A 13,175-nucleotide genomic window follows, 5' to 3' on the forward strand; every position below is an offset into this window, starting at 1 on the left:
GTTGCAGGGGCCCTTTATTTGTCTGTGCATGTCCGTAATCCTGCCTCCATTTGCCTAAAAACTGGTTATCCTTTACAGTTTAAATAACGATGTCTTTCTGCACAAGGTTGCAAATTACCTGACCAGGGAAACCAGAAAGAAACATCATTCAATTCAGGGAGGTTATTCAATTGATTGCTACACTGCAAGCAGCCCCAATGGGGGCAACTGCAACATTTGAACGCTATTATACGCAACCGGTGGACAAGGTGTGGGCGATGCTGACGGATAATGCGCTGCTGGCTAAGTGGTTTCCCGAGTTAAGAGCCCAGGACTTGTCGGCAGGGGGAAGCATGATATTTAACCTGGCGGACGGCAGCTCAATAGTCATGGGAATTAAGGATATCAAGGTCAATTCCGTTCTGGAGTATGTCTGGGGAAATGACAGCGTGCGTTTTGAATTAAGCCCCGATACAGATGGCACCAGACTTCTGCTGATCGAGAGCATCAGTGCAATTACCAGTCATACAGCCAAAGACCTCTCAGGCTGGCATGTCTGTCTGGATGTAATAGGTGCACTTCTGGACGGGGAGGAACTGCGAAACCGCAAGACGGTATGGGAGCAATGGTTCACCGAGTATACCCGGCTGGTGGAGGGATTCCGGTTCACCCGCACAAACAGGGGATAAGGTTCAATGAAATGCGCGTCCATGGTATAATATTCAGGAGCATTCATACGAGACTGAATTTATCCCTGTAATGACTTATTGGAGGAGTAGCGTGGCAAAAGCGAAGGTGGCCAAACGGCCGACAAGAGATGAATTTGTGCTGGAGGAAATCGGCAATCAGCTGACAGAAGCCATGCAGGAGGTCTCCGAGATTTTATTGACCGTCTGGGGCAAAGAGGAGCAGGTCCGCGGGACGATCGTTGGCATGGATTCGCGTACCGGCAAGGTGCATGTGAGTTTTAATGAGGAACTGTTCAAGGTTCCATTTATGGACATAATGGCCTTGGATTACCCGAGAGATTAGCAGGTAAGCAGATAGAACGCAGCCGAAAGGTCGATGAATGATGCAAATCACCAAAACGAACGCCATGCGGATTCTTGATACCCGAAAAATAGCCTATGAGGTTCATCAGTACGACAACGAGGACGGCCAGATTCATGGAACTGCGGTAGCTGAGAAAGTGGGTCTGCCGCCTGAAACGGTCTTTAAAACGCTAGTCGCGCATAACGGACCGAACCTGTATGTGTTTGTCATTCCGGTGGCTGAAGAGCTTGATTTGAAAAAAGCCGCCAAGGCGGCAGGTGAAAAAAAGATTGAGATGCTCCCGGTGAAGGATCTGCTGAAATGGACCGGCTATGTGCGCGGTGGCTGTTCTCCGGTAGGGATGAAAAAGCTCTATCCGACCTTTATCGACAGCAGTGCCGAGACGCTGGCAACTATGGCGGTGAGCGGCGGGAAGATCGGGATGCAGATGGAACTGGCACCCGAGCAGCTCGCCGGAGCTATAGGCGCTAAATTCAGCGAGCTGGTTAAGTGAGGTTCGAGATAAAGTCTCCAACCAAAAAGCAGTGACCGATAAAAGGATTCATCCGGTCCACTGCTTTTTGCTGTTCAAAGGGCTACCCTCTAATTAGAAACGGGCGGCAAGGTAGCCCAAATATTCTTTAAGTGCCGTCCCGGTATTATTCATTGCACCGGGAGATGGAGTGAATCTGGCTAAATAGAGTCGCCGGTCAAGGCTAACAGTATAATCCGTCGGATACGCCAGCGGCATAAGCCCTTTATTCTTAAAATGGATCATGGCACGGGGCATATGAAATGCCGAGGTAACCAGTATCGGGTGGCTGAGTCCCTTGCTTTTCATGAGGAGCGCTGTATGGGCGGCGTTCTGCTCCGTATTCAGTGACCGGTTCTCGGTCAGAATATCGGTCTCCGGGACACCAAGGCCCATTAGCTGGCGCTTCGCGATGTTTGCTTCGTTGCCGCTGTCTGCGAATACTTGGCCGCCCGAGAACAGGATCGGCAGTCCCGTCTCACGGTACAACCGCACTGCGGTCAGCAGCCGGTTCGCCGCCGAACCGTACAAATTGCCTTCCCCGTCGATATCAGGAGTTCCCGAAGTAGCCCCCCCGCCCAGGACGACGATTACATCGCCTTGAATCAGCTCGGGCTTATCATACTGCCGCTCCAGGCTGCTCATCAGCAGATCACCGATCAAGGGAGTCATGGAGAGGTAGAGCAGGATAGTAATGCCGAACAAGGCCAGTGACTTACGGCGGCTCTGCCGCCACAGCCAGATTGTCACACCCAGGAGCAGTACGACGAAGAGACCTGGCGGAAGCATGAAGCTGTAGACGGATTTTATGAAATAAATCAACGAATTCACCTCATTATGTATAATTGCTGCACATATTGTACCATGTTCAGTGGAAGCAGGCCTAGCGGCTGCGGATGTATAGGAGTCTGCTTTCCCGTGAATATCGGTTGATTTTGTGTCACTAAGCACGTACTATAATGGTATTACTTAGGGTTCGAAGGAGTGTAGTCCGTGCTGGAGCTTGGTTTTGATGATCCGGGGAAGCTGGTGGCAGTGGCACATGCATTGTCGACCCGTTCCCGGGTTGATATTCTCCATTTATTAAATTCCCGGAATTTGAATGTGATTGAAATTGCTGAAGCACTGAAGCTGCCGGTGTCCACAGTGGCCAACAATGTGAAGGTGCTTGAAGCGGCCCGGCTGATTCATACGGAGCTGCTGCCAGCTTCCCGCGGGGCGATGAAGGTCTGCAGCCGCAATTACGACGATATACATATTGCTTTGAATGAGGAGAAAGCTGTCCCTAAAGGGGCTGTACGTGTATACGAAATTGAGGTGCCGATTGGCCATTACAGTGATTGCGACGTATCACCTACCTGCGGCATGGCCGATGAAGAGGAGATGCTGATCCGGGAGGATGAACCCTCCGGCTTTTACCATCCCAAGCATATTGGCGCTCAGATCATCTGGTTCCGCAAGGGTTATCTCGAATATTTGCTTCCGCTGGAGGTTCCGAAGGGAGCGAGAGTCGAAACGCTGGAACTGTCGATGGAAATATGCTCGGAAGCCCCCAATTACGACAATAACTGGCCATCAGATATATCGGTCTGGATCAACGGGGTGAAGATCGGCATGTGGACAAGTCCCGGCGACTTCGGCGGCCGGCGGGGCAAGCTGAATCCGGCCTGGTGGAGAGATTCCTCCACACAGTATGGCCTGCTTAAGACATGGCGGATCGACAAGGACCAGACCACACTGGATATGGAAAAAGTATCCGATGTGAGCCTAAGCCAGCTTAATCTGGCACAAAGCCCGAAAATCCGGCTGCGGATCGGTGTCAGCCCGGATTCGGTCCATCAAGGCGGCGTCAATCTGTTCGGGCGGGGGTTTGGTGACTATGCTCAGGAAATCTTGATGAAGCTAAGCTTTACACGGGGCGAAGAAGAACAGGACCATTAGATACAGATAATCTGTATCTAATGGTTTTTTTGCGTTGTATAGCATCAGAAAACAACATGAAAGCGTTGACATAACGTGTTTATATTCTTATAATCGGTATTAAATACAAAAATTCAGAAATAAAACAAAAAAATCGTTTTTAAGAGAGGCATTTGAGAGGGCGGGTGTTATTTACATGACTACTCAAGCATATATCCCCAATTATCCAAGACCACAGTTTGTACGCAAGGCATGGCATGATCTAAACGGAGAATGGAGTTTCAGTTTCGATGATGCCAATCGCGGTGAGGCGGAGGAATGGTATGCAAAATTTCCGGACGCCCGGCTGATTACGGTTCCATTTACTTATGAGACTATTGCCAGCGGCATCGGTATTCAGGAGTTCCACCCCAATGTCTGGTATCAGAGAACACTGGAGCTTCCGGCAGAAAATGCCGGCCAAAGGGCAATCCTGCATTTTCAGGGCGTTGATTACCGGGCGAAATGCTGGGTGAATGGTTCCTATGTCGGCCAGCATGAAGGCGGATATGCCGCCTTTTCCTTTGACATTACTCCATTTGTGACCTATGGTGCTGCCAACCGGATTGTGCTCAAGGCGGAGGATAGTATGGACTGCACTCAGCCCCGGGGCAAGCAGCGCTGGGTAGCCGACAATTTTGAATGTTTCTACGTGCAGACGACCGGAATTTGGAAACCGGTCTGGCTGGAATGTGTTAGTGAAGTCCGGATTGATTCTGTGAAAATGACGCCTGATATCGACCGGCACATGATCCGTTTCGATTTTCGGATTACAGGCCTTAAGAAAGGAATGGACCTGACAGTTGATTCGCTGATTACCCTGAAAGGACGGCAGGTGAAACGGTTCAGCCTGAGTGCTGACCGCGATCTGATGAGTATTGAAGTAGACGTATGGCATGAAGCGGGAGGATCATGGATGCAATCACTGTGGTCACCAGAGGCCCCGAATTTGTATGACGTTGAGTTTAAGCTGCTTCAGGGATCAGAGACCGTAGACCATGTGTACTCATATTTCGGGATGCGCAAAATATCTATTGAAAACGGACAGATTCTCCTCAACAATAGACCGCTCTACCAGCGCCTGATTCTGGATCAGGGGTACTGGAGTGAGAGTCATTTGACACCGCCGAATGAACAGGCACTAATCGACGATATCGAACGGATCGCGGAAATGGGCTACAATGGTCTCCGCAAGCATATGAAAATTGAGGATGCGCGGTTTTTGTATTGGTGTGATGTGAAAGGGATGCTGGTATGGTCAGAGATGGCTGCTACCTATGAATTTAATGATCTCGCTGTTGAACGTTTTACCCGGGAATGGCTGGAAATTGTGCCACAGCAGTACAATCATCCATGCATCATCACCTGGGTTCCGTTCAACGAATCATGGGGAGTTCCCGCCATTGCCAACGATGTCAGACAGCAGAAATTCACGGAAGGCATCTACCACTTGACCAAAGCCATTGATCCTTACCGTCCCGTTATAACCAATGACGGCTGGGAGCATACGGTTTCGGATATTCTGACGCTGCATGATTATGTGGAAGCCGGAGAACAATTCCTGGCTGCTTATACCGACAAGACTTCCATCGTGGATAATGGAATTTCCTTCAATAACTTCAAATTTGCCTTCGCCGAAGGGTACGCCTATACAGGCCAGCCGGTGATTGTCAGTGAGTTCGGCGGCATTGCCTTTCAGACGGAGAGCGGCTGGGGTTATGGAAATCAGGTGAAGACAGAGCAGGAGTTCCTGGAGCGCTTTCAGGCAATTACTGAGGCGATCAAAGCAACGCCATACATCAGCGGCTACTGCTACACCCAGGTCAGCGATGTACAGCAGGAAGTGAATGGCCTATTGACGGAGGACCGCAAGCCCAAGGTTCCGCTCGATAAGATCCGTAAGATCAATCTGAGTGAAGTTCGTCTATAGTGAATATTGTCCACGGAAGACGGTTTTCCATTCGTTCGCTAAATGGGAACCGTCTTTTCATCTTTTCCGGTATGTACAGGGTTCTAAAAAAACTGCTGTTTTATATTAAAAAGCTTCACTTCTCTTCCGGGTCTGACATGCTACAGTAATGTAGGAACGCTCTATTCCTTAAAAGAGCTAATGGGAAATCTTGAGCAATGGGATTGCAGCACACAAAGGTGAGGCGAGGTTTGGTATGATAGTGATACGGGGAGTAGCCTCCTTGTAGACAGATAAATGACGACTTGCGGAGGGATAGCAGTGAACAGGAATATACGCGTGCTGCTGGCAGATGATGAACCGGTTATACTGCGTGGACTGAAGAAGCTGATTTCCTGGGATACGCTTGGCCTGGATATTGTAGGAGAAGCGCGGGACGGGATCGAATTGAAGGCATTGATCGACTCCTGTACACCGGATCTGGTCATCAGTGATATCAGCATGCCGGGATTGAGCGGTATTGATATTATCCGGGATATTCATGAGTCGGGCCGCCCGGTCAAGGTTGTTTTTATAAGCGCTTACCAGGAATTTTCATACGCCCGGCAGGCTGTGCAATATGGGGCGCTTGACTATATCGTCAAACCCGTGAACACAGGCCAGCTGGAGCAGGTGGTAGAGAGAGCTGTGGCAGTGATCCGCCAGGAATCCCAAGAAGAGCGGAACAAGGAAATGCTCAAATCCTATGAACGCAAAAATCATTCTATAACTATAGAGGAACTCTTACAGCTCTTAACCGATGGCAACAAAGGGGCAGCGTCTGCATTGGCCCGTATGGGAAATCTTGCAATCACCCGTTATGCGAGCATATGTGTGATCGAAACGGATGAATATAGCAGCCAGACCTCGCGCTGGGAAGAACGTGAACGCAAGCTTGTGGAATTTGCCCTGTCCAATATTATCAAAGAAACGGTGGATGCCGCAGGCAATGGCTATGTTTTCCGCAAAGGGGAGCGTTTCGCAGTTCTGCTGCAGCATGAGCAGGCAACTGGGCCGGAACAGATTATGCAGGATCTCCATCACCAAATCAACAGCTACCTAAAGCTTCAGGTCTCCATCGGCATTGGGTGGCCGGTCACCGGAATAGAAGAGGCTGATGAATCCTACCGCAGCGCTTTGAAAGCGCTCAAAACCAGGTATTTTGCCGGACTTAACCAAGTGCTTGCAGACCGCGAGGGTCATCAGGAAGGTCCTAGAGCAGTAGCCGAATGGACAGCGGCTCAAGCTTCTTTAACAGATGCGCTTAAATCACTCGACATGGAACAACTGCCTGTCTTGGCTGGAAGACTGCTGGAAACGGTTCGGGTTCTGTCCGGAGATAGCAGGAATCAGGCTGTATCTCATGTGTATAACTCCATCCTACAGCTGGAACAAGAGCTTGCCGGTATTGGAGCGGGCGGGGGGCTTAAGGACCCGGAAGATAAGCCGTTGCTTGAAATGCTTACGGATACCCCGACTTTTGAGGCTTTGAAGCAGCTGTATCTAGATGTGCTGAAGAGACTGGCTGACCAGCTGGCATATAAAATGAATGGAAGAGAAATGCCTCAGCTGCTGCAGGTGAAGGCTTTTGTCGAAGAGCATTATGCGGAGAATATTACCCTGGAGTCGATGGCGGCCCTGGTCTTTATGAATCCCTACTATTTCAGCAGTTTTTTCAAGAAGCATACAGGTCAGAATTTCAAAAATTATATTACTGAGGTCAGAATGGGGCATGCGCTGCGGTTACTGCTTCATAGTGATCTAATGGTCTATGAGATTGCGGAACGTGTCGGCTACAATAACGCCCGGCATTTCAGTGATATGTTCAAGAAGCAATTCGGCAAGCTGCCCCAGGAATATAAACAATCGCTTAAGCGTTAAAAGCCAAGTTCTTATTCAGAGAAAAGAGGGATGTTCTTGCTGATCTGGGGGAGAAGGTCCAAAAGTATTTTCGTCAAATTCTCCGCATCATTCCTGCTGGTCGGACTAATTCCCCTGCTGGCACTCAGTTTCTTCTCAGTGAAGACCTTCTCCAGCTATGTAGAGCGGTATACCACCAGTAATCTGCAGCAGATGGTGCTGTATATGAGCTATAATCTGAACTCCGCGTTCAATCAGTACAATGAAATTTCCAAGCTGATGTATACCGGACGTTACGAAGGTTTCATTGACAGCTATAAGCAGGACCAGACCACCAATGTCAATGAGCTGGAGCAGATTAACACCATTCCGATAGACTCTTATTTGAAGACGGTGCTATTCAGTGATCCGTATATCTCAAGCGCCGTGTTTGTCCGCCAATCCGATGGCAAAATGTATGCCCAGGAAAAGGAAAACCGGTCGCTGGATAATAATTCTTTTCCTGCAGCCGAATGGCTGAAGACGATGGCTCCCAATCCGTCAGAGGTAGCTATTTTCCCTACACATTCGGATTCATATTTCTTCCGCTCCAGCAGAAAGGTGTTTACGATTGGCCGCAGCCTGATCGATACTTCGGGAAAAGTGACTCGAGAACCCAAGGTGGTTGGTACGTTATTTCTGGATATCGATACTTCAATGTTTGAACAATTCTTCAGGGAACTGAGCCTGGGCGCCAAGGACGAGCTATACCTTCTGGATGGGGAGGGTAAAGTGTACTTCAGCAATCAGAACCTTCCTGCGGGAAGCATTGTGGAAGCCCTTAAAAGGGACAGCGAAATGATCGAGCTCAGTGAAGATATCCCTTTTTTGAATGGCAAGGTGATTGCGCGGATTCACCGCGGCAGCCTGTTCGAGCAGCTGTTATCGGCCAGAGCCACCGTCTACATAGCCATTTTGATCTGCGCATTGGTCATGATTGTGATGGGGGCGTGGTTCTCCAGGCGTCTTGCGGCTCCAATCCGCGAATTAATTAAGCAGATGACTATAGTGGAATCCGGCAACCTGGATACTCAGCTGTCTGTGAACACAAATGACGAAATGGGCAGGCTCGCCCACGGGTTCAACCGGATGGTGGAGCGGCTTCAGATCTATATCAATGAGGCGTATGTGGCCCAGATCAAGCAGAAGCAGACGGAACTGAATGCCCTGAAAAGCCAGATCCGGCCCCATTATTTGTATAACACCCTGGAAGTGATCCGGATGAACGCCGTGGATAAGGAAGCTGGTGAGGTCGCAGATATGATTCTTGCCCTGTCCAACGAATTGAAATATGTGATCGACTATGGAGAAGACCGGGTAAGCATTCGCAGCGAGCTGGAGCATCTGCAGAACTATTTCTACATTATCTCTGTACGCTTCGAGAACCGGTTCGAGCTTCAGCTGGATATTGCCCAGGAGGTTCATTTGGATTGGCCGATTCTGAAGCTCTCGCTCCAGCCGATCGTAGAAAATGCGGTTCAGCATGGACTTCGTCGTAAGGGAAAGGGAACCGTGGGGATTACCATGGAACAGAAGGACCGGATGCTTGCGATCACCATTTATGATGATGGCGTAGGGATGAGCCGGGAAGATTTGGCGAGGATCTTTCAAACACTTGAAGATCCCAATGCACCCAGCAAGAATGTGGGTCTGAAAAATGTGCATGAGCGGATACGTTCGACTTTTGGAGAAGAATACGGGCTGTCCATCAACAGCCGGGAGCATGTCGGAACCTCGGTAACGCTGCTGTTTCCGATTACAGACTGAATCCGTGAACTTTAAGTGGAGAAAGAGACCTTGTTCAGCGTCACATCACAAGATTTGCAGGAGATGACCGCTACAAATGCAGAAGAAAAAATGGATGCGGCGGTGGACTGTGCTTCTGGGCGCTATACTCCTCCTGACTGCTTGCAGGAACAACGATACAGGTATTTCTGCCGGTACGCAGGCGCAGGACGGAGCAACTGGCAGCAAGAAAGAAGTGCATTTCACCATCGCTTATGCTACGGGGGACCCGGCGACCAAGCAGGCCATCGCGGCCACCATCAAAGCCTTCATGAATGCCCGTCCGAATATCATAATTCAAGATACCAGCGAGCTGTCCTCCAGCGGTTACCTGGATTGGCTGAAGATCAAGGACGCGGTGGGCGAGTTCCCGGACCTGGTGGAAATCCGGGATACGGATGCTTTTGCAAGTGCCGATAAAATTGTGGAGCTGCCCTCTGACCTGCTGGAATTGTTCGACACCCTTCCGCAGGTGAATGGAAAAGTATGGAATGCCCCTCTGTTCGTTAGTGCGCCTCAAGGCATCATATACAGTAAACAAGCGTACGCCCACGCAGGAATCACCCGGCTGCCGCAAACCTACGGTGAATTCCTGGACATCCAGAAAAAGCTGAGAGCTGACGGGATGACTCCGCTGGTCGTCGGCGGGAAGGATATTTTCCATATCGGCTTTTGGGTGAACAAGTTCCTGATTGATGAAGTTTATGCCAAAGATCCGGATTGGAACGCCAAACGTACGGCTAGGGAGGTCAGTTTTACCGATGAACCTGTGGTTCAGGCCATGACTGATTTCAAGGAGCTGTTTCAAACGGATATCAATGAAGGCTGGCTGAGTACCAGTGATAACCAAACGGCTTCTATGCTTGTATCCGGCCAAGCTGTCCAGCTCTATTCGGGAACCTGGATGTTCACACAGATCGAGGAAGCTGACCCCGGATTTGAATACGGCTTCTATGCGCTGCCTGATCGTGAGGGTAATCGAAACGTAGTGGGTCTGCCCTCGCCAGCCGGGTGGTCGCTGTCAGCAGAAACCGCCGAAGATCCGGATAAAACGGAAGCGATTAAAGAGTTCATCCGTTTCTTTTTTGACCCTGAACCCTACTCGAAATTCTTGGCCAGCATCAATGGTCTTCCATCCACGAAGGAGAAGGTAACCTATGAAACGGGGGAGCAGATGCAAACAGCCTTGAGTCTGATGGCAGATCCTGACGTTACCAAGTCGCTGATGATCAACAACTGGTGGGGGGATAATCTGATTCCGCCGGATTTCCGCAACTGGTTCTACAAGCTGCTGCAGGAGATGATTATCAGGGATGGGGATGTTACCGAGTATATGAAACGGGCAGACCGGGAGTATGACAGGCAGGTGCAGGACAATCAGAAGTAGCTCTGAAGATTTAGGAAGTGCCAATTAACAATAACTGCATAACATAGTAACTCAAAAGGGGGACCCGTGGTCCTTCGTTTTTTTTGTCGCCTGGGGAAGTATTCCTCTTAAATTCACCGCACATGACCCTTAAAAAAGTTCATTCTAACGCTAGTTTAGGAATGCTATTCTTGTAGCAAGGAAACGCTTTCGAACGATGATGCGCACATCGAGACCTGGTTTCTGACCCATTTTAACAAGACTAAGCTAACCACACATTCGAACTGAAACTTATAGGGGGTTACTCTTCATATGCAAAAGAAAACGATAACGAAACTGTCGGTCCTGCTGCTGGCGACCACGACGATCTTGTCGGCTTGCGGCAGCAACAACAATAACAGTACTACTGGCGGAAAGTCGGCTGCCTCGCAATCACCGGGTACCACTGCAGCAGATGGTAAAAAAGAAGTGACCTTCTCCATCGGTTATGCATCCGGCGACCCTGCCACCAAACAGGCCATCGCGGCTACGGTAAAAGCGTTCATGGACGCTAATCCAAATGTGAAGATCAAGGATATCAGCGAAACCAGCTCATCGGCTTATCTGGATTGGCTGAAGACCAAGGATGCGGTAGGAGAATTCCCGGATCTTGTGGAAATGCGTGATACTGAGGTTTTTGCCGATGCAGGAAAAATTGTTGAGCTGCCTAGTGATCTGCTGGATCTTTTCAGTGATCCACCGCAGGTTGAAGGCAAGGTGTGGAATGCTCCATTGTCCGTAAACGTGCCTCAGGGCATTATCTACAGCAAGAAGGCGTATGCGGATGCAGGCATTACCGAGCTTCCCAAAACCTATGATGAATTCCTGACTATTCAGGAAAAACTCAAAACAAGTGGAGTCACGCCGCTCGTGGTCGGAGGTAAGGATATTTTCCACATGGGCTTCTGGGTGAACAAATTCCTGATTGATGATGTCTATTCCAAAGATCCGGACTGGAACTCTAAGCGTACGGCCAAGACTGTCAGCTTCACCGATCCTAATGTCATTCAAGCCATGACCGATTTCAAGGATCTGTTCATCAAATATGTCGATAAGGGCTGGCTCAGCACGGGAGATAACCAGACTGCCTCTATCCTCGTATCAGGTAAAGCGGCTCAACTGTTCTCCGGAACCTGGATGTTCTCGCAAATCAAGGAAATCGACCCTAGCTTTGAATTTGGCTTCTATGCCATACCTGACCGTGAAGGCAAAGTCAATGTTGTTGGTCTGCCGTCTCCAGCCGGATGGTCACTGTCTGCTGAGGCAGCCAAGGATGCCGATAAAACACAGGCGATTAAAGATTTCATCCGTTTCTTCTTTGCACCTGAGCAATACGCCACTTACTTGGCAAGCATCAATGCCATTCCGTCCACAAAAGAAAAAGTGACCTATGAAACCGGAGAGCAAATGAAAGTGGCTCTGGGCCTGATTGCCGACCCTAATGTAACTAAGTCCCTGGCCATCAATAACTGGTGGGGAGCTAACCAGATTCCGCCGCAATTCCGCAATTGGTATTACAAGCTGCTGCAGGATCTGGTTGTTAAGAACGGGAACGTAGCCGACTACATGAAGCAGGCGGATACTGAATATGATGCCCAAGTAAAAGCCAACGCACAGTAAACAAAAAAAGGGTCCGGCGGGGAGCGGCTGTGCATGAACGCGCAGGCTCCTCTACCGGAACAGCACAGGAGGGAGAGTAACCATGGCTACAGCAATAGAAAGAGCAGACAAGCCGCTGACGGCAGCCATACCGAAGAAAGAGAAGAAATGGCAGTCCTATGCACTGTTGTTTATTTTACCTTCATTTTTAATCTATACCCTGTTTGTAATCGTTCCTACGGTAGGCAGCATCTATTTGAGCTTTACCTCATGGGACGGCATTAGTGAAGATGTGCGGTATATCGGCTTCGCCAATTTTGTAGAGATTTTGCATAGTCCCCGGGTTCATAATGCCTTGAAGAACACGATGGTCATGACGATAAGCCTCGTGCTGCTGGAAAATATTGCTGCGATTGTACTGGCTATGCTTGTCGATAAGGTCCGCTGGTTCCGGAAGTTGTTCAGAAGTATTTTTTATTTCCCAACGCTCCTCAGCGGCATAGTCATGGGGTTCGTCTGGGCCATGATTCTGAATTACAACTTCGGCGTGTTCAATCAGATTCTGGATTCCATCGGGTTGGGTAGCTGGGTGGTGGATTGGCTCGGAAATCCGAAGTATGCCATGCTTTCGATCATTTTGTCTACGGTTTGGAAAGGCGCGGGTTATTACATGATCATCTATCTGGCAGGACTGCAGGGCATTCCAGCAGAGCTGAATGAAGCGGCGAGCATCGACGGAGCCAACGGACTTCAGCAATTCCGCCATATAACCTTCCCGCTGCTTGCCGGTTCAATGACGGTATGTCTGGTGCTCTCTATGATTAGCGCGCTGAAGATTTTTGATCAGATTGCTGTGATGACCGATGGGGGGCCGGGCTTTGAGACCGAGACATTGACTTATATTATTTACAAGGTAGGCTTTGGCGAACTGCGGCAGGGTTTTGGTACGGCACTCGCCATGGTTCTGTTCCTGATCATCATGCTCATTACCGTCATCCAAGTGAAATTCCTCCGGAAACGGGAGGTGCAGATGTAAT

Annotated in this window: 11 protein-coding genes; 10 read left to right on the forward strand and 1 reads right to left on the reverse strand. The window is 49.5% G+C overall.

Annotated features, from left to right (window positions below; translation table 11 throughout):
- Positions 1–170: 170 nt before the first annotated feature.
- The 3 genes from A3849_RS20635 to ybaK all read left to right on the forward strand — a co-directional run bounded on the left by A3849_RS20635 (position 171) and on the right by ybaK (position 1,525).
- The gene (locus A3849_RS20635) at positions 171–668 is read left to right on the forward strand and encodes an SRPBCC family protein (protein WP_074113110.1); all 498 of its coding nucleotides are present in this window, start codon (positions 171–173) and stop codon (positions 666–668) included.
- Positions 669–759: 91 nt separating this feature from the next.
- The gene (locus A3849_RS20640) at positions 760–1,011 is read left to right on the forward strand and encodes a YolD-like family protein (RefSeq protein ID WP_074086161.1); all 252 of its coding nucleotides are present in this window, start codon (positions 760–762) and stop codon (positions 1,009–1,011) included.
- A 40-nt stretch (positions 1,012–1,051) separates the two neighbouring features.
- Entirely contained in the window at positions 1,052–1,525 is a 474-nt protein-coding gene (gene ybaK, locus A3849_RS20645) for a Cys-tRNA(Pro) deacylase (protein WP_074113269.1), read from the forward strand.
- Positions 1,526–1,618: 93 nt separating this feature from the next.
- On the opposite strand, the gene A3849_RS20650 is transcribed toward ybaK, so the two are convergent.
- Entirely contained in the window at positions 1,619–2,365 is a 747-nt protein-coding gene (locus A3849_RS20650; RefSeq protein WP_074113111.1) for a YdcF family protein, read from the reverse strand.
- A 171-nt stretch (positions 2,366–2,536) separates the two neighbouring features.
- Here A3849_RS20650 and A3849_RS20655 point away from each other — a divergent pair, with 171 nt between their 5' ends.
- The 7 genes from A3849_RS20655 (at position 2,537) to A3849_RS20685 (ending at position 13,174) form a co-directional block, all read left to right on the forward strand.
- Positions 2,537–3,484, forward strand: a complete 948-nt coding sequence (locus A3849_RS20655; RefSeq protein ID WP_074113112.1) for an ArsR/SmtB family transcription factor — start codon at positions 2,537–2,539, stop codon at positions 3,482–3,484.
- 175 nt (positions 3,485–3,659) lie between these two features.
- Entirely contained in the window at positions 3,660–5,432 is a 1,773-nt protein-coding gene (locus A3849_RS20660; protein WP_074113113.1) for a glycoside hydrolase family 2 protein, read from the forward strand.
- Positions 5,433–5,732: 300 nt separating this feature from the next.
- Positions 5,733–7,331, forward strand: a complete 1,599-nt coding sequence (locus A3849_RS20665) for a response regulator transcription factor (protein ID WP_256700835.1) — start codon at positions 5,733–5,735, stop codon at positions 7,329–7,331.
- A 36-nt stretch (positions 7,332–7,367) separates the two neighbouring features.
- A complete protein-coding gene (locus tag A3849_RS20670) occupies positions 7,368–9,116 on the forward strand; it encodes a cache domain-containing sensor histidine kinase (protein ID WP_083613607.1) in 1,749 nt (582 codons plus the stop codon).
- Positions 9,117–9,192: 76 nt separating this feature from the next.
- Entirely contained in the window at positions 9,193–10,521 is a 1,329-nt protein-coding gene (locus A3849_RS20675) for an ABC transporter substrate-binding protein (RefSeq protein ID WP_074113116.1), read from the forward strand.
- A gap of 291 nt (positions 10,522–10,812) precedes the next feature.
- Positions 10,813–12,159 (forward strand): ABC transporter substrate-binding protein, encoded by a 1,347-nt coding sequence (locus tag A3849_RS20680; protein ID WP_074113117.1) that lies wholly within the window; start codon positions 10,813–10,815, stop codon positions 12,157–12,159.
- Between the two features lie 82 nt (positions 12,160–12,241).
- The gene (locus A3849_RS20685; RefSeq protein ID WP_074113118.1) at positions 12,242–13,174 is read left to right on the forward strand and encodes a carbohydrate ABC transporter permease; all 933 of its coding nucleotides are present in this window, start codon (positions 12,242–12,244) and stop codon (positions 13,172–13,174) included.
- Position 13,175: the final 1 nt, after the last annotated feature.

It is taken from the genome of Paenibacillus sp. P46E (assembly GCF_001909095.1).
GTDB classification, from domain to species: Bacteria; Bacillota; Bacilli; order Paenibacillales; family Paenibacillaceae; genus Paenibacillus_AQ; species Paenibacillus_AQ helianthi.